Below are 26,527 nucleotides of genomic sequence, written 5' to 3' on the forward strand. Positions count from 1 at the left end.
AGGCTGCCGATATGATACGAGCGGATCGAAAGGAAAGCACAAGGAAGCAGGGTGCCCCAGTCACCGCATTCATGCGAAGATTGACCGCACAACACACTCGCCCGAGAACGACGTGACCCCATTCAACCCTGAGCGCAAACCGGACGCCGTCCATCCGCCGTGGATGCCCGTCGCGATGGCCGAACTCGGCATCCGCCGCCATCCGCCCGGCAGCATCAACCCTCGCATCGTCGAATACAACAACCAGACGAACCTGGTCGGCTACGACGACAAGATTTCCTGGTGCTCGTCCTTCGTCAACTGGTGCATGACGCACGCCGGCATTCGTGGCACGGGCTCTGCCCTTGCGCGTTCATGGCTTGAATGGGGGAGGCCGCTGGAACGTCCCGTCTACGGCTGCATCGCGATCTTGACGCGTGACGATCCCGCGAGCTGGAAAGGGCACGTCGGTTTCTACCTGCGTCACGACGACGAACAGGTGTATCTCTTCGGCGGCAACCAGTTGGAAGAAGTCCGCGAGCTCGCGTACCCGTTGGCCGAAGTGATCGGATACCGCTGGCCCGACGCCGGATGATCTCGCCGCGGCAGCGGACACAAAACTGCAATCACCGCCGCATCTGCTGCTACTAACCGTCACGCAACCGCATCGACCCACCCGGAGCCCGCCGGCGCATCAACGAGCCGCCGCCGGCCTCCGCACTCACAAGGAGCCAGCAGTGCAAACCGGTCATCTCCGTCTCTACGCGGATACGCAATACACGAGCCCTTGCGCGATGTCGGTCTTCGTTGCGCTCGAGGAAAAATCGCTGTCTTACGAACTGGTGACCGTCGACCTTGGCAACCGCGCGCATTTCGCCCCCGACTACGCGGCGACGTCGCTGACGCAACGCGTGCCGACGCTCGTGCACGACGATTTCGCGCTGTCGGAATCGTCGGCGATCACCGAGTATCTCGACGAGACTTTCCCGGGCACGCGGCTCTATCCGGTCGAGCCGCGCCAGCGCGCACGTGCACGGCAGGTGCAGGCGTGGCTGCGCAGCGACCTGATGCCGGTTCGGACGGAGCGGTCGACCGAAGTGCTGTTCTACGGGCCGTCGAGCGAGCCGCTGTCGAGCTTGGCGCGGGCCGCCGCGCAGAAGCTGTTCACGGCTGCCGACAAGCTGCTCGCGCCGGGCGCGGCGAACCTGTTCGGCGAGTGGAGCATCGCGGATGTCGACCTGGCGGTGATGCTGAACCGTCTGGTGCTGAACGACGATCCGGTGCCGCAGCGTCTCGCCGACTATGCGCGTGCGCAGTGGGAGCGGCCGTCGGTGCAGCGCTGGGTGAAGCTGAAGCGGCCGCCGCTGTAATTCGCTATGAACGTGATCTGGCCGATCCTCATGGTGCTCATGTTGGCGGCAGGCGTGTTCGTTGCGATCCGGTTCTGGCACAAGCTCATCACGCGTATCGTCACCGTGATCGTCGGATTGGGTATTGCGTGGATCGTGGCTTACTCGATTGCGTTGACGACGGTCCAATGTCTCGGATCGTGCGGCTGAAGAGCGGGGAGCCGGCAAGTATGGAAGCCGGCGCCCTGTCGTGATCCCGCCTAGTTTTTCGCCACAGCCTCCGTTTCCGTCGGCGGCCCACCCGCCGCGTCATTCCTGCTCCACCCACCCCCAAGCGACCGATACAGCGCCACCGCTGCCAGCGCATGTTCGCGCTTGACCTGATTGAGCGAATCCGAATCCCGCAGATAAACCTCCTGCGCGGACAGCACATCCAGAAAATCCGTCGCGCCACCCTTATAGAGCTGATTCGCCAATCCAAGCGCCTTGTCCGAAGCAGCCAACGCACTACCCAGCCTGCGCGTCGCCTCGTCGGAGCTGACGAGATTCGCCCGCGCATCCTCGACTTCCCGCAACGCCTGCAGCATCGTCTGCCGCAACCCGAGTTCCGACTCGCGCATCCGGCTTTCGCTCTGCGAGATGTCGGCGGTAATCCGCCCCGCGTTGAAGATCGGACTCGTCGCATTCAACGCCGCACTGAACAGGTTATCGGTCAACGTCGGCAACCCGAGATAAGAAGCCGCCAGAATCCCGTCCGTCAGGTTCAACGAAAACTTCGGATACCGTTCGGCCTTGGCCACACCGACTTGCGCCGCCCGTCGCTCGACCTGCGCATACGCCGTCAGCACATCCGGCCGCCGGAGCAAGGCCTGCGAAGGCAGCGTCCCCGGCGAGCCCACCGGCGGCGCGGGAATCTCCCCCGCCTGCGCCAACACGAGCCGGTCGACCGATTCCGGCGTCCGCCCCGAATACACCGCAATCAGATTGAGCTGATGCGCAATCTGCGCCTGCGTCGGCGGAATCCGCGCTTCGAGTGCGTCGAGCTGGTTCTGCGCACGCGTGACGTCGAGTTCGGTCGACAGCCCGAACGCCTGCCGCTTGCGCGTGAGTTCGAGCGCATGCTGCCGGATCTTCGCGTTGTCCTGCAGGATCTTCAACTCCTGCTGCGCCCAGCGCAGATCGACATACGCGGAAGCCGCATCGGCCGCGAGTGCGAGCCGCATCGCATCCTCCGCATGCTTCTGCCCGACGAGCTCGGCTTGCGCGGCAAGCAGATCGAGCCGTTCACCGCCGAACACATCGGGTGACCAGCTCAACGCGAGCCCGGCACCCGCCTGCCGCACATAGCCGAGCGGCGGCGGCGTGTTCTGCCGTGCGTCGGCCGCATGCGCGGTCGCGTCGAGTTCGGGCAGCAGCACCGCGCGCTTCTGCACGGTCAGCGCCTGCGCCTGCTTCACGCGTTCGGCGGCGGCCTGCAGATCGAGGTTGCCGTCGAGTACGGTGGCGATCAGCCGGTCGAGCGCGGGATCGTGGAATTGCGCCCACCACGCGGCGGCGTCGATGTCCGCGCGCGGCACGTCGGTGTCCCATGCATCCGGCGCGAGCGTCCGAACCGAATCCTGAAGCGCCGGATGCTGCGCGGGCTGCACCGCACATCCTGCGGCGAGTGCGCTGACGGCGAGGGCGACGAGAAGTTTTTTCATGATGGTGATGACCTCAACCTCAGTGCGCGTCCGGCGGCGGCGCGTTCAGGGAAATGGGTTTGGAGAAGACGACCGCGAGCAGCGCGACGACGAAGCACAGCGACAGCGCGTAGTACGCATCCGCATAGGTGAGCGTGAGCGCCTCGCGATAGATCAGGTGATGCAGGTTCGCGAGCCCGGCTTGCGCGGTGTCCAGCGTGTTGCCGGCCACCGACGTCCAGTACGCGGCCTGCCGGTCGAGCAGCGATGCGATCTGCGGCTGGCCGGCGCTCACGTGCTCGTTCAGGCGCAGGTAATGAAAGTTCAGCCGGTCGTTGAGCATCGTCGCACTCACCGCGATGCCGATCGCCCCGCCGAGATTGCGCATCAGGTTGAACAGGCCGCTCGCCGATTTCAGGCGCGACTGCGGCAGCGAGCCGAGCGCCATCGTCACGATCGGCGGCACGCTGAACTGCTGGCCGATGCCGCGCAGCGCCTGCGGCAGCAGCAGCTCGCGCCAGCCCCAGTCGTGCGTGATCGGCGTGTACAGGTAGCAGCCGAGCCCGAAACAGATCAGCCCGAACACGAGCAGCGCGCGCAGGCTGAAGAAGCGCGCGGCGAACGCATACGCACAAAGCGCAATCAGCTGGAACGCGCCGACCGACAGCAGCGCCATGCCGATCTGCAGCGAGCTGAACGCGCGCACCTGCGCCAGAAACAGCGGCGTCAGGAATACGGTCACGAAGATCCCGATGCCGGTCACGAACGACAGCAGGCTGCCGATCCCGAAGTTGCGCACGACGAGCGCGCGCAGGTCGACGATCGGATCCTTCGCGGTCAATGCATGCACGATGAACAGAAAACCGCAGATGCCGGAGATCCATGCGCAGATCACGATCGCGTCGTCGCCGAACCAGTTCTTGCGCGGGCCTTCCTCCAGCACGTATTCGAGGCAGCCGAGGAAACCGGACATCAGCATGATGCCGAGATAGTCGCCGCGCTTGATGAGGCTGAGGTCGGGTTCGTCGATGTGCACGTAGCGCGGCACGAGTGCGGCCACCGCGATGCCCGGCACGAGGTTCAGGTAGAACAGCCAGTGCCATGACCATTGATCGGTGATCCAGCCGCCGATCACGGGGCCGATCGCCGGGGCGAGCGAGGCGAGCGCGCCGATGGTCGTCGATGCGATCAGCCGCTGCTTGCCGGGGAACAGCACGAACGCGGTGGTGAACACGGTCGGGATCATCGCGGCGCCGAGCGCACCCTGCAGCCCGCGAAACAGGATCATCGAGTTGATGTCCCACGCGACGCCGCACAGCATGCTGGTGATCGTGAAGCCGACCGCCGATGCGGCGAACAGCCAGCGCGTCGACATCACTTTCGACAGCCAGCCCGACATCGGGATCACGATGATCTCGGCGATCAGGTAGGCGGTTTGCACCCACGACAGTTCGTCCTGGCTGGCGGAAAGTCCGCCGCCGATGTCGCGCAGCGAAGACGCGACGATCTGGATGTCGAGCGTTGCCATGAAGAAGCCGACGCACATCAGCGCGAAGGCGAACACGCGCTGCTTGGTTGGTTGCGACGCGGGGTCGCCGGAAAACGCGGTGGTCATCGTCGTCTCCCGTTCAGTTTGCGTGGCCGGTGTGCACGGTCACGACCGCGGACAGGCCGGGGCGCAGCACGTGGTCGAGGCCCGGCTGCGGATCGAGATGCACGCGCACGGGCACGCGCTGGACGATCTTCGTGAAGTTGCCGGTCGCGTTCTCGGGCGGCAGCACGCTGAAGGTCGCGCCGGTGGCGGGCGCGAGGCTGTCGACGCGGCCGTGCAGTTTCGTGTTCGATGCATCGAGCGACACGTCGACGCGATCGCCGGCGTGCATCTTGCGCAGCTGGTCTTCCTTGAAGTTCGCGTCGATCCACAGCCCGGATGCCGGCACGACCGTCAGCAGCGGCACGCCGACGTTCGCGAGCATCCCGACGCGGCCCGTGCGGTTGCCGACGTAGCCGTCGACCGGCGAGCGGATCGTCGTGTATTCGACGTTGAGCGCGGCGACGCGCTGCGCGGCGAGTGCGGTGTTCACGCGGGCCCGCGCATCGGCGAGCTGCGCGCCGAGCACGTCGAGTTGCCGCTTCGACGCGAGCAGCGCGGCGTCGCTGCGGTCGACGGCGGCGCCCGCCTTCGAGTAATCGGCGTCCGCGCGTTCGACGATCTGGTTCGACACGGCGTCGGATTTCACGAGCTCGCGGTAGCGCACGCGATCCGATGCGGCACGGGTCAGCTCGGCCGACGATGCATTCTTGTCGGCCGTATGCTGGCCGATCACCGCATATTGCAGTTGTTGCTTCGCCTCGAGTTCGGCCACGGCGGAGCGGGCGCTGTCGACTTCGGCGCTGGCCTGCGCGAGCTTCGCGTCGTAGTCGCGCGCATCGAGCTGCACGAGCACGTCGCCGGCCTTCACGCGCTGGTTGTCGGTCACGAGGATCTTGTCGACGAAGCCGTTGACCTTCGGCGCGAGCACGGTCACGTCGCCGCCGACATACGCATCGTCGGTGCTTTCCTGGAAGCGCAGCACGAACAGCCAGTCGAGCGCGGCGGCGGCGACGACGATGACGACGGCACCCACCGCGATGCGCATCCACGGCACGCGGCGCTGTTGCTTCGCGGGCTGGTCGAGTGTGGCTGCTTCACGGGATGAGGCAGCGGCTTGGGTCGTTTCCATCGATTCACCTATGTATATGCACTTATCAAAGCGACCGACAGCGTGTCGTCGATCGGGGAAGGGGCTAGCGTTCCGGCAGGTTGTGCGTGATCCGGAACAATTCGTCTCTCAGGCGGGCCGCCTGCATCGACCCGAACCGCTGCTCGAACGCTTCCTGCGCGGCGAGCCAGTGCACCTGCGCGTCGGCGATCTTCGTTTCGCCGTGCGCGGTCAGCGCGAACGTCTGGCGGCGGCATCGCGGCTCGATCCGGCCGGCCACCAGCGCCGCGCCGACGAGCGGCTTGAGCGCGCGCAGCAGCGCGGTGCGTTCGATCACCAGCACGGTCGACAGCGTTGCCATCGTCAGGCCGGGCCGGTCGCGCAGCAGCGCGAGAATGCTGTACTGCGACGGCGTCACGCCCGCCCGCGACAGATAGCGCTCGTAGAACTGCGAGATCCGGCGGGCGGCTTGCCGGACCGCGAAGCAATCGTCATCGGTGAGCGTCATCTTGTGCATGTACACATGTTAGAAGGCAATGCGGCCCGAGGCGAGTGGCGGGGCGCGATCAGATTGTTGTCACGGCTGTACCAATCGGCGTCAGGCTGCGGCCGGAACGATCCAGCCTTCGTGGTCGCAATAGGCGACCGTGTAGTCGATGAACGCCTTGACCTTCGCGGGCAGCAGCGCGCGGTTCGCGTAAGCCAGTTTGATCTCGACGAACTTGTCGACGAGATCGGCATCCGGGAGCAGTTGCACGAGCGCGCCCGACGCGAGTTCGGCCTGGACGAGCGTTTTCGGCACGACGCCGATGCCGAAGTCGTGCGTCACCATTTCGCGATTGAAGACGGGGCTGTTCGACGAGATGTCGAAGCGGAACGGCACGGTCAGCAGGTCGCCGTCGACGCGGAACGACAGCGCGGGGCGGCGCAGCGACGGTGACATCGGCACGAACTGATGGTCGGCAAGATCGGCCGGCGTGACCGGGCGCGAATGGGCGCGCAGGTAGGCGGGTGTCGCGACGATCACGAGCGGAATCCGCTCGATCAGCCGCACGACGGTCGATTCGTTCGTCAACATGTACGGTACGACGATCGCGATGTCGTAGCCTTCGCCGACGAGATCGATGGGGCGCTCGGTCAGCGTCACGTCGAGGCGCACCTGCGGGTGCGCAGCCTTGAAGCCGGCGATCAGCGGCACCAGCCGGTTCAGCGTGGCCGTCGTGTGCGCCACGAGCCGCAGCAGGCCCTCGGGTTCGCGCGTCGGCGCCTGCGCTTCCGCTTCGAGCGAGTCAAGTTCGTCGAGCACGGCCGCGCAGCGCTCGTAGATGCGCTCGGCCGTTTCGGTCAGCGACACCTGGCGCGTGGTCCGGTGCAGCAGCCGGCTGCCGAAACGCGCTTCCAGATCCGCGACCGCGCGCGACACGACCGGCCGTGCGAGGCCGTGCATGTCGGCGGCGCGCGTGAAGCTGCGCATCTCCACCACCGACCGGAAAATCCGCAGCTTGTCGATGTAGTCCATGTCCGTCTCCTTGACGCGAGGGCCGGCCGCCGGCCTTGTTACGGCGAGTGTACATTGACTTTATGCATATGCACATATAAATTGCGAAACATGAACGACACCTCGATTGCCCACGCGTGCAACTGTCTCGCGCTGCGTCAGGCGGCGCGCTTCGTCACGCAACTGTACGAACGCCATCTGGCCCCGGTTGGCGTCACGCCCGCCCAGTTTTCGATCATGGCGAACCTGACGCGTCAGCCCGGCCTGCTGATGAGCGAACTCGCCGATACGCTCGTGATGGATCGCACGACGCTGCTGCGCGCGTTGAAGCCGCTGCAGCGCGACGGGTTCGTCGCAACGGCCGCGTCCGAGCACGATACGCGTGCGCATGCGCTGAGCCTCACGAAGCTGGGCGAGCGCACGTTCGCTGAAGCGAAAGTCGCATGGCAGGCCGCGCAGGACGAATTCGAGACGCAGTTCGGCCGCGACCGCGCGAAGGCGCTGCGCGACGAGCTGTTCAGTGTGACCGCGGAACGCTAGACGACGGGCTGGCGGCAAACTGGAGCGGAATCCGAGCCATTGATCGCTTCGCTGGCGTTCAATAGCATAAATTGGTTTTCGAAACTGTCCGGATCGATGGCGATCTGGACAGTTTTTATTTCCAGTTGTAGAGTCCCCTGACGGATTTCACCGACCGGCGCCGCCGGCACGCGTCAGAGGAGCAACCGATGCTGCAGTTGAGTGACCGCGACAGCGCCATGCTGCGCGGGGATTTCGGCGAGGGCGTCGCGCGTGCGATGCGGATCGTCGCCCGCACGGCGCACGTGATGTCCGCGCCGCACCTGATCGACATCACGTCAGCCCATATCGACGGCTGTCTTTATCACGGCCAGACCAGCCTCGACTTCGTCGAGTATTTCGTCGACACCGGTGCAAAGGTCGCGGTGCCGACCACGCTGAACGTCGGGTCGCTCGACCTGATCCATCCCGAGCTGTACCACGGCGACCGCACGATTCAGCGCGATGCGCAGCGCCTGATGGACGCGCATCTGCAGCTCGGTTGCGAATCCAGCTTCACGTGCGCGCCCTATCAGCTGAAGAACCGTCCCGCGAAAGGCGAGCAGATCGCATGGGCCGAATCGAACGCGATCGTGTTTGCGAATTCGGTGCTCGGCGCGCGGACGAGCCGGTACGGCGATTTTCTCGACCTGGCCGCCGCGATCACCGGGCGTGCGCCGTATGCGGGGCTGCATGTCGAAGCGAATCGCGCCGCGCGGATCGTGTTCAACGCACCGGATTTCAGCCGCCTGGCCTCGCGCGACATCTATTTCGCCGCGCTCGGGCTGCTGATCGGCAGGATCGCGGGCGCGGTCGTGCCGGCGATCGTCGGGCTGCCGGCGGACACCACGGAAGACGAACTCAAGGCACTCGGTGCGGCTGCCGCGTCGAGTGGCGCTGTCGCGCTGTTCCATGCGGTCGGTGTGACGCCGGAAGCGCCGACGCTCGACGCCGCCTTGCACGGGCAAGTAGCGCAACGGACGGTCGATGTTGCGATGGCCGATCTCGACGAGATTCGCCGCACGTTGAACCACGGCGCGGCCGGCGATGCGCTCGTCGCGGTGGCGCTCGGCACGCCGCATTTCTCGCTGGCCGAATTCCGCACGCTCGATACCTTGCTCGACGCGTTCGACGGCAAGCCGGCCTGCGATTTCTACGTGAATACCAGCCGGTTCATCCTGTGGGAGCTGGATGAAGCCGGCCTCGCGGAGAAATTTGCGGCACGCGGCATCCAGATCGTCGTCGATACCTGCACGTACATCACGCCGGTGATGAAGCAACTGTCGGGGCTCGTGATGACCAATTCGGGGAAATGGGCATCGTATGCGCCCGCGAACATCGGCGTGACGGTCGCGTACGGCAGCATGCGCGAATGCGTGCGTTCGGCGTACGAAGGAAAGGTGCGATTCGATGACTGAAGCCACGCGCAAGGGTTTGACGGGCGACACGCTCGTGCCGGGCAGCGCATGCGCGCGCCCGTTCGTGCTCGACAAGCCGCTCAGCTTCTGGGGCGGCTACGACTCGGGCGCGGGAAAGATCGTCGATCGCGGGCATCCGCAGGCCGGTGCGAGCCTCGCCGGCAAGGTGATGGTGATGCCGCACGCGAAGGGCTCGAGTTCGAGCAGCAGCGTGCTGGCGGAAGCCGTGCGCAACGGCACGGGGCCGGTCGCGATCGTGCTGAAGGAGCGCGACCTGATCATCTCGATCGGCGCGATCGTGGCGGCCGAACTGTATGCGATCGCGGTGCCGGTGGTGTGCGTGACCGACGACGTGTACGACGCGATCGTCGCCGCGACGGGGGAGGTGCGGATCGAGGCGGGTGAGGGGGACGGCGGTGCGCGGATTGATCTGGGCGACGCGGCGCGTTCGGCCTGACCAATTCGCGTACGGCGAGCGCTCCGGCTCGCCGCACCCGCGCGCTACAGCCGTGACCCCTTCAGGTTGCGGTGCACTTCGAGCGCATTGCGTTCGACCCAGTTGTGTTGAAGCAGCCCGTCGTCGCGCACGTGCCAGACGGCCGTGCCCGTCATGTCGATGGGCGACCCGCACGGCGCCGATCCCATGAACCCGTTGTTCTTCCCCGTCACGCGCCAGCGGCTCGCGACGCGGTCGCCCGCTTCGTTCTGGAACGTTTCGACGACTTCGAACCGGAAGTCGTCGATGCTCGCGAGGAACGCCGCGACCCACGTCTTGAATGCCGCGCGCGAGTGGATGACCACGCCCCCCGACGTGATCGCGAAATCCTTGGCGACGAGTGCGTCCACCGCGTCGGGGTTGCGCGCCTGCCAGACTTCCCGCCAGAAGTGCTCGACGATCTCCACCGAATTGCGTTTGCTCATCTTCCTGCTCCGTTGAAACAGCGTCATTGATCCGTTGCCGGCCGCGACTCGCGATCGAGTCCGGCTGACATGCAGTCATTGTGTGAACTTGCGAACAAGAAAATAAGCGAATAATCTTTCTCGGATCTAGAAGATTATCGAATGGATGGGGCACGATGCTGGATCTGGATTTGCTGCACGCGTTCGTCGCCGTGGCCGAGACGGGCAGTTTCACGGCGGCTGCCGACGTCGTCGGCCGTTCGCAATCGGCCGTCAGCCAGAAAGTGTTGCGGCTCGAGGATGCGCTGGGCGTGCGCGTGTTCGAGCGCACGAGCCGCTCGCTGAGGCTGACGCAGGAAGGTGAGCGCGTGCTCGCCGGCGGGCGGCGGTTGCTGGCGCAGTACGACGCGTTCATGCGCGAATGGCGGGAGCCGCCGCGAGTCGAGCGGCTGCGGCTCGGCGTCTCCGAAAATCTCGTGCACGCGCAATTGCCGCTCATCCTGGCGCGCTTCGGCGAGCGCTTCCCGGCCGTTCAGCTGGAACTCGTCACCGGATCGAGCCAGGAACTCGCCGACGCGCATCGGGCCGGCCTGCTCGACGTGGTCTTCGCGCGGCAGAAGCAGGAAGGCGCGCCCCTGCGCGGCCGCGTGATCTGGCGCGAGCCGCTGGTGTGGCTGGCCGCGAAAAACTACCGGAACGACCCAGGCCGCCCTGCGCGCCTCGTCATGATGCCGCCGCCTTGCGCCTATCGCGAAGTGATGACCGAAAGCCTGGATGCGGCACGCCGCGAATGGTCGGTGGGCTGCACGGCCAGCAATCTCGCCGGCGTGCAGGCCGCGGTGGCGGGTGGGTTGGGGGTCACCGCGCTGGGCAAGTCGTTCCTGCAGCCCGGCATGAAGATCCTGCCGACGTCCGCGCAATGGCCGGCGCTGCCCGCGTCCGAAGTCGCCGTGATCGGTGAGGGCGCGGCCACGCAGCCCGTCGTCGAGCCGCTCGTCGGGATGTTCGTCGAAGTCCTGACGGCGCGCTCGTCGACGAGCCTGGATGCGACGATCGAAGCGGATTAGCGTGCGCTTTCCGGCTTCTGTCCCGTCAACCCGGCAGCCGCTTCACGATACGCACTCGGCGTCTGCCCGGCCCAGCGCCGGAACGCGCGCGTGAAATTCGCCGGGTCGGTGAATTGCAGCCGCTCGGCAATCGTCTTCAGGTCGAGATCCGACGCGGCGAGCAACTGTTTCGCGTCGCGAAACCGCGCTTCGTCGAGCAATTGCCGATAGCTCGAACCGGCTTCCTCCAGCCGGCGCCGCAGCGTGCGCGTCGACACGAGCAGCGCGTCGGCGAGCGTCTCCGGCCCCGGGTAGTCGCCGGCGCCGCGTGCCAGCTCCGCGCGCACGCGTTCGACGAGATCGCCTTCCTCCTGACGCACCTGCGCATACTCGCGCTCCACCTGCACGAGCGCCTGCCGGTGCGCGACTTCGTCGGCGAGCGGCAGCGGCCAGTCGAGTACGTCGCGCGCGATCCACAGCGCGTTGGCGGCGCAGCCGAATTCGACCGGCGGCAACTGATCGCGATAGCGCGCGAAATAGGGCGGCTCCGGCCACGCGAACTGCAGCTTGATCGGCGGCGACGTACGTCCGGCCCATTGCGAGATGTTCTGCGCAAGCCCGGTCAACACGAACTCGAACATCACGTGATGCTGCAGAACGGGGCTGGCCTGTACGCCGTGCAGTTCGAGCGTCGCGCCACGTTCGTCGTCTTCATAGGTCAGCCGATATTGGCGGTTGCGCATCCGGAAGTAGCGTTGCGTGACGGAGAGCGCTTCCCGGATGTCCCGCGCGGTCAGTGTCGCGTAGCCGAGAAAGCCGTGCACGGTCGGCTTCAGCAGCAGCCCGAACGCGAGCCCGATGCCCGGATCGCCGCCAATCTCGATCGCATTGAGCACGAGCCGCCCCCATTGCGACGGCGCGACGCGCGCGTCCGGTTCGGCCAATACCGCATCGCGCAGGCCGGTGCTGGCGCGCACGGCGGCCAGGTCGACGCCGCGCGCGGCCAGCGCCTGCAGCATCAGGCGCGGATAGGCGACCGGAATCGTCGGCCGGCGCAGCCCGAGGCGATCCTTGGCGAGAGGGGAGGTCATGTCGTCTTGGCCGGAAATGACAAGCATTATGGCTGTTTGCCCCCTCACGTTCAAGGCGGCGCGCGCCTACGATGTCACGCATCGCTTACTGGCACGAATTGGCACGATCATCATGACCACGACCTTTCCCCACCTGCTCGCACCGCTCGACCTCGGCTTCACGACGCTGAAGAACCGCGTGCTGATGGGCTCGATGCATACGGGCCTCGAGGACAGCCGCAAGACGCTGCCGCGGCTTGCCGAATATTTCGCCGAACGCGCCCGCGGCGGGGTCGGCCTGATCGTGACGGGCGGTTTCGCGCCGAACGTGGCCGGCTGGACCAAGCCGTTCGGCGGCACGCTGATGACGTCGGCCGCCGCGCGGCGGCATCGCGAGATCACGGATGCCGTGCATGCGGAGGATGGCAAGATCGCGCTGCAGATCCTGCATACGGGACGCTACGGCTATCACCCGTTCGCGGTCGCGCCGTCGAAGATCAAGTCGCCGATCTCGCCGTTCGCGCCGCACGAACTGAGCGCACGCGGTGTCGAGCGGCAGATTCGCGCGTTCGTCCGCTGCGCGAAGCTCGCGCGTGAAGCCGGGTATGACGGCGTCGAGATCATGGGCTCCGAAGGCTACCTGATCAACCAGTTCATCTCGATGCATACGAACAAGCGCACCGACCAGTGGGGCGGTTCGTACGAGAACCGCATCCGTTTGCCGATCGAGATCATCGAGCGCACGCGCGAAGCGGTCGGCCGCGACTTCATCCTGATCTACCGGCTGTCGATGCTCGACCTGATTCCGGACGGCAGCGACTGGAGCGAAACCGTGCAGCTCGCGAAGGCCGTCGAGCGCGCCGGCGCGACCATCATCAACACGGGGATCGGCTGGCACGAGGCGCGTGTGCCGACGATCGCGACGTCGGTGCCGCGCGGCGCGTTCGCATGGGTGACGAAGAAGATGAAGGGCGAGGTCGGCATTCCGCTCGTGACCACCAACCGGATCAACCGTCCCGAAGTGGCCGAGCAGATTCTCGCGGACGGTTGCGCAGACATGGTGTCGATGGCCCGCCCGCTGCTCGCGGATGCGGAGTTCGTGGTCAAGGCCGCGCAGGGCCGTGCCGACGAGATCAATACGTGCATCGGCTGCAACCAGGCGTGCCTCGATCACGCGTTCAAGAACAAGATCGCGTCGTGCCTGCTGAATCCGCGCGCGTGCCACGAGACGGAACTGAAATACACGCCCGCCGCGCAGCCGAAGCGCATCGCGGTGGTCGGCGCGGGGCCGGCCGGGCTCGCATGCTCGACCGTGCTCGCGCAGCGCGGCCATCAGGTCGACCTGTTCGATGGCGCGGCCGAGATCGGCGGCCAGTTCAACATGGCGAAGCGGATTCCGGGCAAGGAAGAGTTTCACGAAGCGCTGAGCTACTTCGGCCGCCAGGTCGAACTGACCGGCGTGAACCTGCACCTGAACCGCCGCGTCGATGCGAGCGACCTGATCGCGGGCGGCTACGATGAGATCGTGCTCGCAACCGGCGTCGCGCCGCGCGATCCGAAGATCCCGGGGCAGGACGGGCCGAACGTGCTCAGCTACATCGACGTGCTCGCGGGCCGGCAGCCGGTCGGCCGGCGTGTTGCGGTGGTCGGCGCGGGCGGGATCGGCTTCGATGTCGCCGAGTATCTGGTGCAGGAGGGCGAATCGCCGGCGCTCGACCTGGAAGAGTGGAAGGCCGAGTGGGGCGTGACCGACCCGGCCGCGACGCGTGGCGGCGTGACGCGTGCGCAGGCGACCGCGCCCGCGCGCGAAGTGACGCTGCTGCAGCGCAAGGCCGCGCCGCTCGGCAAGGGGCTCGGCAAGACGACCGGCTGGATTCACCGCGCGACGCTGAAGATGAAGCAGGTGAAGATGATCGGCGGCGTGAACTACGAACGGATCGATGCGCGTGGCCTGCACGTGTCATACGGCGAGCAGCGCACCGATCACGAGCTGATCGAAGCCGACACGATCGTGCTCTGTACGGGGCAGGAGCCTCAGCGCGCGTTGCTCGTGCCGCTGCAGGCGGCCGGGCGCTCGGTGCACCTGATCGGCGGCGCGGAACTGGCCGCCGAACTCGACGCGAAGCGCGCGATCGATCAGGGCTCACGGCTCGCCGCGCGGCTGTAACGGGCGGTCGCTGCAACGGCCACGGAGAAGGTACGCCGCGTGGCGATGAACCGCCTGCGCGGCCGTTCGCGGCTCACCGTCTGCTGCACCGATTCGCCGGCGCAGGACTGAAACGAGCCGCCACGCCGGCCGCGTCGCCACGCAACGTGGCGGCGCTACCCCGACAGACCGTGGCGGCGATTGGCCATCACACGGCTCAGGCCGCTTCGGCCCGTTCTTCCTCTTCCGCTTCCAGCATCGCCTTGACGATCAGGTAGATGGCCGGCAGGTCGTCATCGTCGCGGCGCCAGTCGACCGGCTCCTCGACATCCGCGGCGACCAGGCGGCTGTCGCGCAGCCGGATGAACGCGTCGACGACGGCCGGATCGTTGCGGCTCAGGAAGCCGGCATTCGAGAATGCCAGCTCTTCGACGTTCAGCAGCGCCTGCCAGCTCATCGTGCGGACGGCCGCGGGATGGGTGCGGCGCCGCAGGCCGAGCGCCCGCTGCGCGGGGCCGCCCGCGACACGCTGCAGATCGACGACCGCCCGCTGCGCGGCGCGCTCGAAGTGGACGGGGTTGAAGCCGGGTTGCTCGGGATCGAATGCGGATGCCTGGAACATGGTCGCCTCACAAAAGTCCGTTCGTCTGTGAATGACGGAATTCGGGTCAAATGGTGCAAAAGCACTGTAAATATATACAGTGTTCGGCGCGGTTTCAAGCCCCGGATGAAGGATTTCGTGCGATGGCGATCGAAGCGGGCGCCCGCACCGGGCAGGCGACCGCTCTACACCGCTGCCGCGATCGTCTCCCGCAACCACCGATGCGCCGGATCGCGATGCACGCGTTCGTGCCACAGCATCGACATTTCGTAGCCGGGCACGTCGACGGGCGCTTCCACGACACGCAGCGCGGGCACGTCGCGCACCAGACGCTCAGGCACCATCGCGACGAGATCGGTGCTGGCCACGGCCGACATCACGAACAGGAAATGCGGCACCGACAGCACGACGCGCCGCGTGGCGCCCACCTTCGCGAGCGCTTCGTCCGTCACGCCGATGAAGCCGCCACCGTCGGGCGACACGATCACGTGCTCGAGCGTGCCGAACTGCGCGAGGGTCGGGCGCCGCTTCAGCTTCGGGTGCCCGGCGCGGCCGATGAGCACGTAACGCTCGGCGAACAGCGGCAAGCGTCGCATGCCGGGCGGCGACGCTTCGGTCATATGAAAGACGAGATCGATGCCGTTTCGTTCGGTATCCTGCTCGATGCGCGGCGGTACCAGCTCGACCACGGCGAGGCGCGTCGCGGGTGCGGCCGAACGCAGCGTGTTCAGCGCGGGCAGTACGATCGTCGATTCGCCATAGTCGGTCGCGGCCACACGCCACGTGTTCGTCGCGGTCGCGGGATCGAACGGCGTGGCCGGAATCACCGCGCGCTCGACCGCTTCGAGCGCATCGCGCAACGGTTCGCGCAGCGCTTCCGCGCGCGCGGTCGGCCGCATTCCACGCGGCCCCGGCAGCAGCAGCGGATCGCCGAACACGTCACGCAGCTTCTGCAATTGCACGCTCACCGACGGCTGCGACATGTTCAGTTTTTCGGCCGCGCGCGTGACGTTGTGCTCGGCGAGCAGCACGTCCAGCGTGACGAGCAGATTGAGATCGAGTCGTCTGAGATTATTCATGGCTATACCTGGAATATCAGGAATTCATTTCAAATATACCGTTGGCGGCGGCATCCTGCTGTCATTCAATCCACGGAGTACCGAACATGAATGTGCTGATCGTCTATGCCCATCCCGAACCGCGTTCGCTGAACGGCGCATTGCGCGACTTTTCCGTCGCGCATCTCGAAGCGGCCAGCCACACGGTGCAGGTGACCGACCTGTATGCGATGAACTGGAAGGCAGCATTCGACGCGGACGACTTGACCGGGCGTGAGCCGGATGCGCGTTTCGATCCGTCGAACGACTCGAAGCACGCGTTTGCAACCGGTACGCAGCGCGAAGACATCGTGCGCGAGCAGGACAAGCTGCGGTGGGCCGATGCGGTGATCCTGCAGTTCCCGCTGTGGTGGTTCTCGATGCCGGCAATCATGAAGGGCTGGTTCGAGCGCGTGTATGCGTGCGGCTTCGCTTACGGCGTGGGCGAGCATTCCGACACGCACTGGGGCGATCGCTATGGTGAAGGTTCGTTTGCCGGCAAGCGCGCGATGGTGATCGTCACGACGGGCGGGTGGGAGTCGCATTACAGCCCGCGCGGCATCAACGGGCCGATCGACGATGTGCTGTTTCCGATCCAGCACGGCGTGCTGTATTACCCGGGGTTCGATGTGCTGCCGCCGTTCGTGATCTACCGGACGGGGAAGATGAACGAAGCGCGCTTCGACGAAACGCGCGCGGCGCTCGGCAAGCGCCTGGACGAACTGTGGACGACGCAGCCGATTCCGTTCCGCCGGCAGAACGCGGGCGATTACGAGATTCCGGCGTTGACGCTGAAGGACGAAATCGTGCCGGGGAAGGTGGGATTTGCGGCGCATCTGGCGCACGAGCATGGATGATGCATGGCGCGGCCCGCGAGAGAAAGCGACGCGCGGGCATATCGACACCTGCGCCCAAATGAAGTAGTTTCCGGTGATCGACACGATTCGTCTGCACAATAAGCCGGCACGGTCTGTGCAGCGAATCGGTCTCGACGGAGAACAACAACGATGACTTTCGAACCACCGGGCCACGCAGAACCGATCGATGACAACCGCGCCGTCCTGCTGATCGAACTCGAAGCCGGCGGCTATCTGACGGAGGAGCAGGCGGCGCGCGTCACCCAGTGTCTGAGGGACGCACCGGCCGAGCTTCCCGACACCGATTCCGCGCGCAAAATGCTCGACTGGCTGATCGCCGAGGGCTATACGACGGCGGACGCCGAAGCGAAAGCCACGCATGAGCTGCTGGACGGCCGCTACGCGAGCGGCAACGCGAAACTCATCCTGCTGACGATGCTGGAGGAGATCGATCCGCCCCGCTTCAAACAGCATCTGGAAGAAACGGTCGCATCGATGCAGCGCGAGCAAAAGAAGAAGCAGATGCTGATCGGCTTCGGCGTCCTGGCTGCCGCGCTCGCGGTGGGCGCCTACCTGTTGTGGCCCGCATCGGCGCCCGCGTGCGGCGCGTCGAGCACCACCAAGGCGCTGAATTCGCTGTTGTTCGACGCGCGCAGGGACATGATGCTCAAGAACCCGATGCAGATGCTCGAACAGGGCAGCAAGTCGTTTCCGCACGTCAGCAACCCACGTGAAGTCGGCTACGACGAGGCCAATCGGGCGCGCGGCTGCCTGGCGGACGTGAGTATCGCCGACGAGCACGCGACGCTCGGCTATGTGGTCCGGCACGACGACAAGGACAAGAGCGCGTTTGTCGTGCAGACGTTCCCGCCCGAATACGTGACGGCTCGCTACAGTGCGCAGGGTCTCGATCCGAAGCTCGGCGCACCGCTCGGCCGCGACGTCATCAGCGCGGCTTTCATGGCGGGCGTCGCGCAACTCGACAAGAACGTGTCGGCGCGCATGCCGCGCTACGGCAAGCCGATGTTCGGCGACGACAAGCCGACGACGCTGACGAGCAACGTGCTCGGTGTCATGCCGGCCGCCGACTGCAAGCAGATCGACGGCGACCACGTGTCGTGTCCGTTGCTGATCGATTATCGCGACCGGCTGCTCGGTGCGATCGGCGCGCCGTCGATGCTGCAGTTGAAGGGCGATTTCACGTTCGTCAAGGACGGCAGCGGCTGGAAAACCGCCGACGATTTCGACAAGACGCTGATGCAGGCGATCGTCGCACGACGCGTCGCGAAGGTGTATGGCGACGACGTCGCCGACAAGATGGACACGAAGAAGTAGGGCGCGCGGCAACCTGATCTACCGCTGCGGATGACGAAATGAAACGGGCGGCCTGCGAGGCAATCGCAGGCCGCCCGTCTTTCTTGTCAGTGCTCGACCATATGCTTACCGATCGTCTTCCCGCACCGAAGACGGATGCCGGCACAGCGCCCGCACTTCCATCTCCATATACGGAAACAACGGCAGCTGACTCAGCAGGTCATGCAGCTGCTGCACGCTTTCGACATCGAAAATACTGACGTTCGCATACTGCCCGGCGATCCGCCACAAATGCCGCCAGGTCCCTTCGTTCATCAGCCGCTGGCACATCGCCTTTTCTTCCGCCTTCAGCGTGGCTGCCTTGACTGGATCCATGTCCGTCGGCAGACGGACGGTCATTTCCACATGAAACAGCATCCTGCACTCCTTGCGTTATCGGTTCGTCGAATCGGAAGGCCACTCACGCCTGGGCGCGGGCCCGCTCGACTTCGCTGCCCGGCACGTCCGGCTTTTCCTTGAGCAGCGAGAAATCGAAGTCGATCAGCGCGAACTGCCCGTCGACGCCATACGGTTTGCCTTCCGCGCCTTCGGCCTGCTTCACCGGCGGGATCAACCCGTCGCGCGTCGCGAACGCGAAGTCGTCCCACAGATGCGGATCGCCATCGATGTTGATCTGCGTCGTCAGCTTACGATAACCGTCCGCCGAAACGAAGAAGTGAATGTGCGCCGGACGATGGCCGTGGCGGCCGAGTTGGTCGAGCAGTTGCTCGGTCTTGCTGCCCGGTGGCACGCTGTAGCCGACCGGCAGCACGCTGCGGAAGCTGTAGCGGCCTTCGGCGTCGGTGCGGATCGAGCGGCGCAGGTTGAACGCGGGCTGCGACTGATCGAAGTACGAGTAGTTGCCGAGATGGTTCGCGTGCCATACCTCGACCAGTGCGTTCGCGATCGGCGCGCCATCGTGGCCGAGCACCTGGCCGCGCATGATCAGCGTCTGGCCCGGATCGGTGCCGTCGTCGAGACGCGCATGGCCGACCGATTCCGGCGCACCGGCGACATACAGCGGACCTTCGATCGTGCGCGGCGTGCCGCCCTGGATGCCGGCCTTTTCCTCGGCTTCGTCCATGCGCACGTCGAGGAAGCGCTCGAGGCCGAGGCCTGCCGCGATCAGCCCGAATTCGCGGCCGGCTTCGTTCAGGTAGTTCAGCGCCGTCCAGAATTCGCTCGGCTGCACGTCGAAGTCCTCGATCGTGTAGCAGATGTCCTTCACGATCCGGTTGACGATCGCGCGCACGCGCGGGTTGCCCGGCTTCTCGGCGGCGTCGTCGAAGGTCTTCAGCAGTGCGTCGATGGCTTGCTTGTTCATCTGTGTCTCCGGTTTCGGTTGTCGTGTGGGGATCAGCGGGCGTCGCGTCGCATCCGTTCGATGCGGGCCCAGTCGAACGTGATGCCGAGGCCGGGCGTCGCCGGCAGGTGCAGCTTGAAATCCGCGTAGCGCAGCGGCTCGACGAGGATCTCCTCGGTGAGCAGCAGCGGGCCGAACAGTTCGGTGCCCCATTTCAGCGAGTCAAACGTGCTGAACAGTTGCGCGGACGCCATCGTGCCGGCCGCGCCCTCGAGCATCGTGCCGCCGTACAGCTCGATGCCGGCTGCCGCCGCGATCGACGCGACGCTCGCCGCACCCTGCAGGCCGCCCGATTGTGCGATCTTCACCGCGAACACGTCGGCCGCGCGATCCTGCGCGAGCGCGAATGCATCGACGGGGCCGTGCAGCGCTTCGTCGGCCATGATCGGCACCTGCGCCAGTTGCGTGAGGCGTTTCAGGCCCGCGCGGTTGGTCGCGGCGATCGGCTGCTCGACCAGGCTCACGCCGGCTTCGGCGAGTCGCGCGCCGGCCCAGATCGCGTCGGTTTCGCTCCACGCCTGGTTCACGTCGACGCGTACGTCGCCGCGTTCGCCGAGCGCGCGCTTGATCGCGATCACGTGCGCGACGTCGTCGGCCACCGCGTTCGAGCCGATCTTCAGCTTGAACGCGCGGTGGCGGCGCGCGTCGAGCATCGCCTCGGCTTCCGCGATGTCGCGCTGCGTGTCGCCGCTCGCGAGCGTCCATGCGACATCGACCGCATCCGTCCGGCGGCCGCCGAACAGCTCGGACAGCGGCACGCCGAGGCGGCGCGCCTGCGCGTCGAACAGCGCGGTCTCGATCGCGCACTTCGCGAAGCGGTTGCCCTGGAACAGCTTGCGGGCGCGCGCCAGCGCGGCGCCCGGGCGGGTCGCATCCATGCCCTGCAGCAGCGGCGCGAAGTAGGTGTCGATGTTGACCTTGATGCTCTCGGGGCTCTCCTCGCCGTACGCGAGACCGCCGATGGTCGTCGCCTCGCCGACGCCTTCGATACCGTCCGTGCATCGAACACGCACCAGCACGAGGGTCTGGCAGTTCATCGTGGCGACCGACAATTTGTGGGGCCGGATCGTCGGCACGTCGACGAGCAGCGTCTCGATGCGTTCGATGGTGGCGGCAGTTGCTATCATGCGATTCCTCCTGTTGGTGCACATGGTAGGAATTCCCGCCCCGCGTCGTCCAACACTCTTTCCGACTACTTCCATACCTTTGAGGCATGAAATGGAATTGCGTCAGCTCCGCTACTTCATCGCCGTCGCCGAGGAAATGAACATCACGCGGGCGGCCGAGCGACTGCACATGACGCAGCCGCCGCTCAGCCGCCAGCTCCAGGCGATCGAGGACGAGATCGGGCTGCCGCTGTTCGAGCGCGGCGCGCGGCCGCTGAAGCTGACCGATGCGGGGCGGGTGTTCTATGCGCAGGCGAAGCGCCTGGTCGACCAGGCCGACGAGCTGGGGCCGCTGACGCGGCGGCTCGCACAACTGTCGGAGCGGATCGTGATCGGCTTCGTACCGTCGACGCTGTACGGCGCGCTGCCGGACGTGATCCGCGCGTTTCGCGAGGCGCAGCCGGACGTCGAGCTGTCGCTGATCGAAATGTTCACGCTCGAACAGCTCGGCGCGCTGAAGGGCGGGCGGATCGACGTGGGGTTCGGCCGGCTGCGCTTCGACGACGACCAACTGGTGCGCGAGGCGCTGATCGAGGAAAAGCTGATCGCGGCGCTGCCGGTCGGGCATCCGCTTGCCGATCCGGCCCGGCCGCTGACGCTCGCGGATATCGCGAACGAGACGCTGATCGTCTATCCGAGCACACCGCGGCCGAGCTTTGCCGATCAGCAGCTGTCCGCGCTGCGCGATGGCGCGCTGGTGCCGGCGGCCGTTCACGAGGTGCGCGAGCTGCAGACGGCGCTCGGGCTCGTGGCCGCGCAGGTCGGCGTGTCGCTGGTGCCGGAGAGCGTGGAGGGCGTGCGCGTGAAGGGCGTGGTGTACCGGCGGTTGCCGGAGCCGGCCGCGACGTCGCCGATCATCATGAGCCGCCGGTTGCACGGCGAAAGCGCGTTGACGGCCGCGTTTTGCGCGATTGCGCGGGAGATGATCGTGCCGACAGGGTGACGATCGTCATCGTCCCTATAAATCGCAACTAACGGTCTGTTTCGGCAGGCACCTGCAGATGCGGGGAGGGCGCCGCGATGTCATGCGCTGTCGTGTGAGCGCTTGGGCCGTTACGCAAGCCGCCGGGCGCGCGAGCATGCGCGACGACGTTACCGCTTGCCGTCGAGCGTTTCCGACGGCGATTCGCCAAACTTCTCCCGATACGCGATCGCGAACCGCCCCAGGTGCGTAAACCCGCAATCGAGCGCGACGTCGGCGATCCGTCGGTCGGACACCGCGCCGCGCAGCAGTTCGCGCGCGTGGTCGAGCCGCGTCGCGCGCAGGTATTGCATCGGGCTCATCCCGCGGAACTGCAGGAACGCGTCGCGCAGCGTCCGTTCCGGCACGTTGGCGGCCTGGACGATATCGGCGAGCTGCAGCGGCTGCGCGTAGTGCGCGTTCACGAATTCCTGCGCGCGCCGCACGAAGCCCGGCGCCGGGTCGCGGTGCGACGCCTGCAGCACGGACGGCGGGTGGCCTTCGATCAGCAGGTCGATCAGCAGGTGCTCGAGCTGGGAGGCGACGCGCGGGTTCGCGTTTGCGCGTTCGAGCAGTTCGGGCGAGCGCGCGACGAGCATCAGCTGCTGGCGCCACGCGGCGAGCGCGGCGTCGCTGACATGCAGCACGGGATCGAGCGTCGCGCGCGGGTCGCCGGTCAGCGAGCCGACGGTCGCCGCGTCGATGCGCAGCACGAACTGCTCGCAATCGGCCGACAGCACCGCGTCGAAGCGTTCGCCAGGCGCACACAGCACGCCGGTCTGGCCGTCGACGCCGAGCTGCCGCCCCATCGCGCGCACCTCGGCCTGGCCGGACAGGCAGAACATCAGCAGGTAGTAGCCGTCGACCGCGTCGACCTGCACGCGCATCGCGTCGCCGAACGCGATCGTGCCGATCCCGAGCCCGCCGAGCCTGACGAAATCCATGTGCGACGCGCCACGCGTGCGGCCGTTCGGCAGCAGCGCATGCGGCTGCATCACGCGCGAGATCCGCTCGCGCGTCTCGTCGAGATCGCGGGATTCGAACAGCCGGTGCGCGCGCAGCGCGAGCGGCTCGAACGACGTTGGGGACATGGGCATCAGCCTTGGTGTAGACGGCGTGCGCTTCGATCCGATCAATGGGGCGCGATCGTGCGCCGGGTCGTGTGTGCCGTCATGCTAGCGCAGAAATCCGCCGAAAGTGGATATTGCACCGCCGCAATCGCACTTTCCGGATAGACGGCGAATATTAGCTTTTCAAAAATCGGCTCCATGCATTCAACGCAACGGATCGACAAGGAGTCCGACATGGAGCAGACAGAATCGCCCGTCGTTTTCGCCGCACGCGACGACGCGTCCGACGTGAACTTTCCGCACGACGACGGTTCGCGCGTGCCATACAAGGTGTTCAGCTCGCGCGCGGTCTACGATCGCGAGCAGGAACGCATCTTTCGCGGCCCGACGTGGAACTTCGTCGCGCTGGAAGCGGAAATCCCGAACGCCGGCGACTTCAAGAGCACGTTCGTCGGCGACACGCCGGTGGTCGTCACGCGTACCGAGGACGGCGCGCTGTCCGCGTGGGTGAACCGCTGCGCGCACCGCGGCGCGCAGGTGTGCCGCAAGTCGCGCGGCAACGCGAGCTCGCACACGTGCGTCTATCACCAGTGGAGCTTCGACAACTCGGGCAACCTGCTTGGCGTGCCGTTCCGGCGCGGCCAGAAGGGGATGTCCGGGATGCCGGCCGACTTCGACCCGAAGCAGCACGGGCTGCGCAAGCTGCGCGTCGACAGCTATCGCGGGCTGGTGTTCGCCACCTTCAGCGACGACGTGATGCCGCTGCCCGACTATCTCGGTGAGCAGATGCGGCCGTGGATCGACCGGATCTTCCACAAGCCGATCGAGTATCTCGGCTGTACGCGCCAGTACTCGAAGTCGAACTGGAAGCTGTACATGGAGAACGTGAAGGACCCGTATCACGCGAGCATGCTGCACCTGTTCCATACGACCTTCAACATCTTCCGCGTCGGGATGAAGGCGCGCTCGATTCCGGACGCGAACCACGGGCTGCACAGCATCATCACGGTGACGAAGACGGGCGACGATACGTCGGCCGCGTACAAGCAGCAGAACATTCGCTCGTTCGACGAAGGCTTTCATCTGGAAGACGAATCGATTCTCGACCTCGTGTCGGAATACGACGAGGACTGCACGAACCATATCCAGCCGATCTTTCCGCAACTCGTGATCCAGCAGATCCACAACACGCTGGTCGCACGGCAGATCCTGCCGAAAGGCCCGGACAACTTCGAACTGATCTTTCACTTCTTCGGCTACGCGGACGATACGCCCGAGCTGCGCGCGCTGCGCATCAAGCAGGCGAACCTCGTCGGGCCGGCCGGCTACATCTCGATGGAGGACACGGAGGCGACCGAGCTCGTGCAGCGCGGCACGGTGCGCGACGGCGACGCGACGTCGGTGATCGAGATGTCGCGCGGCAATCCGGACCAGCAGGACACGGTGATCACCGAAAGCCTGATCCGCAAGTTCTGGGTCGGCTATCAGAAGCTGATGGGCTATTGAAGCGGGAGCGCGGAATGATGGAAAACCTGACGGAAGACATGAAGACGTGGTTCGAGATTTACATGCTCCAGAACCGCTATATCGGGCACCTCGACAACGACCGGCTCGAAGCATGGCCGACGATGTTCACCGAGGACTGCACGTACGAAATCGTGCCGAAGGAGAACGCCGACCTCGGGCTGCCGGTCGGGATCGTCCACTGCACGAACCAGCGGATGCTGCGCGACCGCGTGGTGTCGCTGCGGCACGCGAACATCTACGAAGAGCACACGTACCGGCACATGACGTCGGGCCTGACGATCGTCGCGGAACGCGACGGCGAGATCGACACGGAGAGCAACTACGTGGTCGTGCAGACGCGCAGCAACGGCGAGTCGAACGTGTACCAGGCCGGCAAGTACTACGACACGGTCGTGCGCACGCCGGACGGGCTGCGCTACAAGACCAAGCGGGTGATCTACGACACGTCGCGCGTGCAGACGCTGCTCGCCACCCCGATCTGATACGGAAGCAAGGAACAGACATGACCGAAGCAACGCTCGCCGAGTGGCATCCGCTCGGCGCTTTCGACGAATTCTCCGAAGACGAACCGGCGGCGCGCGTCGCCGGCCAGAAGCCGATCGCGGTGTTCCGGATCGGCGACGAACTGTTCGCGATGCACGACCTCTGCACGCATGGCCACGCGCGGCTGTCCGAAGGCTATGTGGAGGACGGCTGCGTCGAATGCCCGCTGCACCAGGGGCTGATCGACATCCGCACCGGCGCGCCGAAATGCGCGCCGATCACGGAGCCGGTGCGGACCTATCCGATCCGGATCGTCGACGGGCAGGTGGAAGTCAATGTCGGCTGATCCGTTCGTGATCGTCGGCGCCGGGCATGCCGCGCGGCGCACGGCCGAGGCGCTGCGCGAGCGCGATGCCGCGGCGCGCATCGTGATGATCGGCGCGGAACGTGAGCTGCCGTACGACCGGCCCGCGCTGTCGAAGGATGCGCTGTTGACGGACGGCGGCGAGCAGCGCGCGTTCGTGCGCGACGCGGCGTGGTACGACACGCAGCGCATCGAACTGCGGCTCGGCACGCGCGTCGATGCGATCGAGCGCGATGCGCAGCGCGTGCGGCTCGACGACGGCGCGACGCTCCCGTATGCGCGGCTCGTGCTCGCGCCGGGCTCGCGGGTGCGCATGTTCGGCGGCACGATCGACGAAGGTGTCGAGCCGCACTACGTCCGCACGGTCGACGATGCGCGTGCGTTGCGCGCGCAGCTTGCGCCGGGCCGTCGCGTGGCGGTGCTCGGCGGCGGGTTCATCGGGCTGGAGGTCGCGGCGGCGGCGCGCCAGCTCGGGTGCGACGTGACGGTGATCGATCCGGCGCCGCGCCTGCTGCAGCGTGCGTTGCCGGAAGTGGTCGGTGCGTATGCGCGGCGGATGCACGATGCACGTGGCGTGGTCTTTCAGATGGCGACGCTGCCGCGCGCGATCCGTCGCGCACCGGGCGGCGGCGCGATCGTCGAGACCGATCGCGGCGACGTGCCGGCCGACCTCGTCGTGGTCGGCATCGGTGTGGTGCCGAATGTCGAGCTGGCGCAGGCGGCGGGGCTCGATGTCGACAACGGGATACGCGTCGATGCGGGCTGCCGCACGGTCGATCCCGCGATCTTCGCGGCGGGCGAGGTGACGATGCACTTCAATCCGCTGCTCGGGCGTCACGTGCGGATCGAGTCGTGGCAAGTGGCCGAAAACCAGCCGGCCGTCGCGGCCGCGAACCTGCTCGGCGCCGACGAGACCTACGCCGAGCTGCCGTGGCTCTGGTCCGATCAGTACGACTGCAACCTGCAGATGCTCGGGCTGTTCGGCAGCGAGCGCACGATCGTCGTGCGCGGCGATCCGGCGAACGGGTCGTTCACGGCGTTCGGGCTGGGGGATGACGGCAGGATCGTCGCGGTGGTCGCGGCGAACCTGGGGCGCGACATCGGCGCATCGCGCCGGTTGATCGCGGCGGGGGCGGTGCCGGACCCGGTGAAGCTTGCGGACCCGGCGGTGAACCTGAAGACGTTCATGTAGCAGGCGCTCGGTCGTCCGGCCCGGCATGCGGTGACGATGCCGGCCGGCGCCGTGTGCAATCCGCCGGTCCGATCCGGCGGCGTCCGACACGCTCGACGCGTGTCGCAATGTTTGTCGGCCACACCGCAACCGGTGCATATTAGCG

At 66.4% G+C, this 26,527-nt stretch carries 28 protein-coding genes; 15 read left to right on the plus strand and 13 right to left on the minus strand.

Annotated features, from left to right (window positions below; all coding sequences use genetic code 11):
- The first annotated feature begins 163 nt into the window (after positions 1 to 163).
- The 3 genes from CFB50_RS22180 to CFB50_RS22190 all read left to right on the plus strand — a co-directional run bounded on the left by CFB50_RS22180 (position 164) and on the right by CFB50_RS22190 (position 1,538).
- Positions 164 to 574: a TIGR02594 family protein gene (locus CFB50_RS22180; RefSeq protein WP_069250982.1), complete on the plus strand. Its 411-nt coding sequence runs from the start codon at positions 164 to 166 to the stop codon at positions 572 to 574.
- Between the two features lie 142 nt (positions 575 to 716).
- On the plus strand, positions 717 to 1,349 hold the full coding sequence (gene yfcF, locus CFB50_RS22185; protein ID WP_089447265.1) for a glutathione transferase: 633 nt from the start codon (positions 717 to 719) through the stop codon (positions 1,347 to 1,349).
- Between the two features lie 6 nt (positions 1,350 to 1,355).
- On the plus strand, positions 1,356 to 1,538 hold the full coding sequence (locus CFB50_RS22190) for a hypothetical protein (RefSeq protein WP_089447266.1): 183 nt from the start codon (positions 1,356 to 1,358) through the stop codon (positions 1,536 to 1,538).
- A gap of 50 nt (positions 1,539 to 1,588) precedes the next feature.
- Here the strand turns inward: CFB50_RS22190 and CFB50_RS22195 are convergent, their stop codons facing one another.
- The 5 genes from CFB50_RS22195 to CFB50_RS22215 all read right to left on the minus strand — a co-directional run bounded on the left by CFB50_RS22195 (position 1,589) and on the right by CFB50_RS22215 (position 7,231).
- Positions 1,589 to 3,031, minus strand: a complete 1,443-nt coding sequence (locus CFB50_RS22195; protein WP_089447267.1) for an efflux transporter outer membrane subunit — start codon at positions 3,029 to 3,031, stop codon at positions 1,589 to 1,591.
- Positions 3,032 to 3,050: 19 nt separating this feature from the next.
- Positions 3,051 to 4,625 (minus strand): DHA2 family efflux MFS transporter permease subunit, encoded by a 1,575-nt coding sequence (locus CFB50_RS22200; RefSeq protein WP_089447268.1) that lies wholly within the window; start codon positions 4,623 to 4,625, stop codon positions 3,051 to 3,053.
- A 13-nt stretch (positions 4,626 to 4,638) separates the two neighbouring features.
- A complete protein-coding gene (locus CFB50_RS22205; RefSeq protein WP_089447269.1) occupies positions 4,639 to 5,733 on the minus strand; it encodes an HlyD family secretion protein in 1,095 nt (364 codons plus the stop codon).
- Positions 5,734 to 5,797: 64 nt separating this feature from the next.
- Positions 5,798 to 6,229 (minus strand): MarR family winged helix-turn-helix transcriptional regulator, encoded by a 432-nt coding sequence (locus tag CFB50_RS22210; protein WP_089447270.1) that lies wholly within the window; start codon positions 6,227 to 6,229, stop codon positions 5,798 to 5,800.
- Between the two features lie 81 nt (positions 6,230 to 6,310).
- Positions 6,311 to 7,231 (minus strand): LysR family transcriptional regulator, encoded by a 921-nt coding sequence (locus tag CFB50_RS22215; RefSeq protein ID WP_069250989.1) that lies wholly within the window; start codon positions 7,229 to 7,231, stop codon positions 6,311 to 6,313.
- Between the two features lie 90 nt (positions 7,232 to 7,321).
- On the opposite strand from CFB50_RS22215, the gene CFB50_RS22220 reads away from it, so the two are divergent.
- The 3 genes from CFB50_RS22220 (at position 7,322) to CFB50_RS22230 (ending at position 9,643) form a co-directional block, all read left to right on the plus strand.
- Positions 7,322 to 7,750, plus strand: a complete 429-nt coding sequence (locus CFB50_RS22220; RefSeq protein ID WP_089447271.1) for a MarR family winged helix-turn-helix transcriptional regulator — start codon at positions 7,322 to 7,324, stop codon at positions 7,748 to 7,750.
- A gap of 188 nt (positions 7,751 to 7,938) precedes the next feature.
- Positions 7,939 to 9,186: an aconitase X gene (locus CFB50_RS22225; RefSeq protein WP_089447272.1), complete on the plus strand. Its 1,248-nt coding sequence runs from the start codon at positions 7,939 to 7,941 to the stop codon at positions 9,184 to 9,186.
- Positions 9,179 to 9,643: an aconitase X swivel domain-containing protein gene (locus CFB50_RS22230; protein ID WP_089447273.1), complete on the plus strand. Its 465-nt coding sequence runs from the start codon at positions 9,179 to 9,181 to the stop codon at positions 9,641 to 9,643. Before CFB50_RS22225 ends, CFB50_RS22230 begins: the two co-directional genes overlap by 8 nt.
- 44 nt (positions 9,644 to 9,687) lie before the next feature.
- Here the strand turns inward: CFB50_RS22230 and CFB50_RS22235 are convergent, their stop codons facing one another.
- The gene (locus CFB50_RS22235) at positions 9,688 to 10,107 is read right to left on the minus strand and encodes an ester cyclase (protein ID WP_089447274.1); all 420 of its coding nucleotides are present in this window, start codon (positions 10,105 to 10,107) and stop codon (positions 9,688 to 9,690) included.
- 155 nt (positions 10,108 to 10,262) lie between these two features.
- Here CFB50_RS22235 and CFB50_RS22240 point away from each other — a divergent pair, with 155 nt between their 5' ends.
- Positions 10,263 to 11,153 (plus strand): LysR family transcriptional regulator, encoded by an 891-nt coding sequence (locus tag CFB50_RS22240; RefSeq protein ID WP_089447275.1) that lies wholly within the window; start codon positions 10,263 to 10,265, stop codon positions 11,151 to 11,153.
- Here CFB50_RS22240 and CFB50_RS22245 read toward each other — a convergent pair.
- Complete coding sequence (locus CFB50_RS22245; protein ID WP_089447276.1) at positions 11,150 to 12,250, minus strand: AraC family transcriptional regulator; 1,101 nt, start codon at positions 12,248 to 12,250, stop codon at positions 11,150 to 11,152. The two genes, CFB50_RS22240 and CFB50_RS22245, sit on opposite strands and share 4 nt — an antisense overlap.
- Before the next feature lie 85 nt (positions 12,251 to 12,335).
- On the opposite strand from CFB50_RS22245, the gene CFB50_RS22250 reads away from it, so the two are divergent.
- On the plus strand, positions 12,336 to 14,369 hold the full coding sequence (locus tag CFB50_RS22250) for an NADPH-dependent 2,4-dienoyl-CoA reductase (protein ID WP_089448393.1): 2,034 nt from the start codon (positions 12,336 to 12,338) through the stop codon (positions 14,367 to 14,369).
- 196 nt (positions 14,370 to 14,565) lie between these two features.
- Here CFB50_RS22250 and CFB50_RS22255 read toward each other — a convergent pair whose 3' ends face one another.
- Together CFB50_RS22255 and CFB50_RS22260 are read right to left on the minus strand one after the other, a co-directional pair.
- Positions 14,566 to 14,970: a DUF2471 family protein gene (locus tag CFB50_RS22255; protein WP_039344831.1), complete on the minus strand. Its 405-nt coding sequence runs from the start codon at positions 14,968 to 14,970 to the stop codon at positions 14,566 to 14,568.
- Positions 14,971 to 15,134: 164 nt separating this feature from the next.
- Entirely contained in the window at positions 15,135 to 16,028 is an 894-nt protein-coding gene (locus CFB50_RS22260; RefSeq protein ID WP_069250997.1) for a LysR family transcriptional regulator, read from the minus strand.
- Positions 16,029 to 16,114: 86 nt separating this feature from the next.
- On the opposite strand from CFB50_RS22260, the gene CFB50_RS22265 reads away from it, so the two are divergent.
- On the plus strand, positions 16,115 to 16,903 hold the full coding sequence (locus CFB50_RS22265) for an NAD(P)H-dependent oxidoreductase (protein ID WP_089447277.1): 789 nt from the start codon (positions 16,115 to 16,117) through the stop codon (positions 16,901 to 16,903).
- Positions 16,904 to 17,053: 150 nt separating this feature from the next.
- Positions 17,054 to 18,238, plus strand: a complete 1,185-nt coding sequence (locus tag CFB50_RS22270; protein ID WP_089447278.1) for a hypothetical protein — start codon at positions 17,054 to 17,056, stop codon at positions 18,236 to 18,238.
- 105 nt (positions 18,239 to 18,343) lie between these two features.
- On the opposite strand, the gene catC is transcribed toward CFB50_RS22270, so the two are convergent.
- Genes catC through CFB50_RS22285 form a run of 3 tightly spaced genes read right to left on the minus strand, consistent with a single transcriptional unit; the run spans position 18,344 to position 20,746 of the window.
- On the minus strand, positions 18,344 to 18,634 hold the full coding sequence (gene catC / locus CFB50_RS22275; protein ID WP_011355923.1) for a muconolactone Delta-isomerase: 291 nt from the start codon (positions 18,632 to 18,634) through the stop codon (positions 18,344 to 18,346).
- A gap of 43 nt (positions 18,635 to 18,677) precedes the next feature.
- Positions 18,678 to 19,580: a catechol 1,2-dioxygenase gene (catA, locus tag CFB50_RS22280; RefSeq protein WP_089447279.1), complete on the minus strand. Its 903-nt coding sequence runs from the start codon at positions 19,578 to 19,580 to the stop codon at positions 18,678 to 18,680.
- A 32-nt stretch (positions 19,581 to 19,612) separates the two neighbouring features.
- Complete coding sequence (locus CFB50_RS22285; protein WP_089447280.1) at positions 19,613 to 20,746, minus strand: muconate/chloromuconate family cycloisomerase; 1,134 nt, start codon at positions 20,744 to 20,746, stop codon at positions 19,613 to 19,615.
- Positions 20,747 to 20,837: 91 nt separating this feature from the next.
- Here CFB50_RS22285 and CFB50_RS22290 point away from each other — a divergent pair, with 91 nt between their 5' ends.
- Positions 20,838 to 21,728, plus strand: coding sequence for a LysR family transcriptional regulator (locus CFB50_RS22290; RefSeq protein ID WP_089447281.1), 891 nt, complete (start codon positions 20,838 to 20,840; stop codon positions 21,726 to 21,728).
- Positions 21,729 to 21,877: 149 nt separating this feature from the next.
- Here CFB50_RS22290 and andR read toward each other — a convergent pair whose 3' ends face one another.
- Positions 21,878 to 22,837 (minus strand): anthranilate 1,2-dioxygenase regulatory protein AndR, encoded by a 960-nt coding sequence (andR, locus tag CFB50_RS22295; protein WP_069251003.1) that lies wholly within the window; start codon positions 22,835 to 22,837, stop codon positions 21,878 to 21,880.
- A gap of 213 nt (positions 22,838 to 23,050) precedes the next feature.
- Here andR and andAc point away from each other — a divergent pair, with 213 nt between their 5' ends.
- Genes andAc through andAa form a run of 4 tightly spaced genes read left to right on the plus strand, consistent with a single transcriptional unit; the run spans position 23,051 to position 26,382 of the window.
- Positions 23,051 to 24,322 (plus strand): anthranilate 1,2-dioxygenase large subunit AndAc, encoded by a 1,272-nt coding sequence (gene andAc, locus CFB50_RS22300; protein WP_089447282.1) that lies wholly within the window; start codon positions 23,051 to 23,053, stop codon positions 24,320 to 24,322.
- A 14-nt stretch (positions 24,323 to 24,336) separates the two neighbouring features.
- Entirely contained in the window at positions 24,337 to 24,825 is a 489-nt protein-coding gene (andAd, locus tag CFB50_RS22305; RefSeq protein ID WP_069251004.1) for an anthranilate 1,2-dioxygenase small subunit AndAd, read from the plus strand.
- Positions 24,826 to 24,845: 20 nt separating this feature from the next.
- Positions 24,846 to 25,172, plus strand: coding sequence for an anthranilate 1,2-dioxygenase ferredoxin subunit AndAb (gene andAb, locus CFB50_RS22310; protein ID WP_006479527.1), 327 nt, complete (start codon positions 24,846 to 24,848; stop codon positions 25,170 to 25,172).
- Positions 25,162 to 26,382, plus strand: coding sequence for an anthranilate 1,2-dioxygenase system ferredoxin--NAD(+) reductase (gene andAa, locus CFB50_RS22315; RefSeq protein ID WP_089447283.1), 1,221 nt, complete (start codon positions 25,162 to 25,164; stop codon positions 26,380 to 26,382). The genes andAb and andAa overlap by 11 nt, the downstream gene beginning before the upstream one ends.
- Positions 26,383 to 26,527 lie beyond the last annotated feature (145 nt).

Origin of the sequence: Burkholderia sp. AU33423 (genome assembly GCF_002223135.1) — a bacterium.
Lineage (GTDB): Bacteria > Pseudomonadota > Gammaproteobacteria > Burkholderiales > Burkholderiaceae > Burkholderia > Burkholderia lata_D.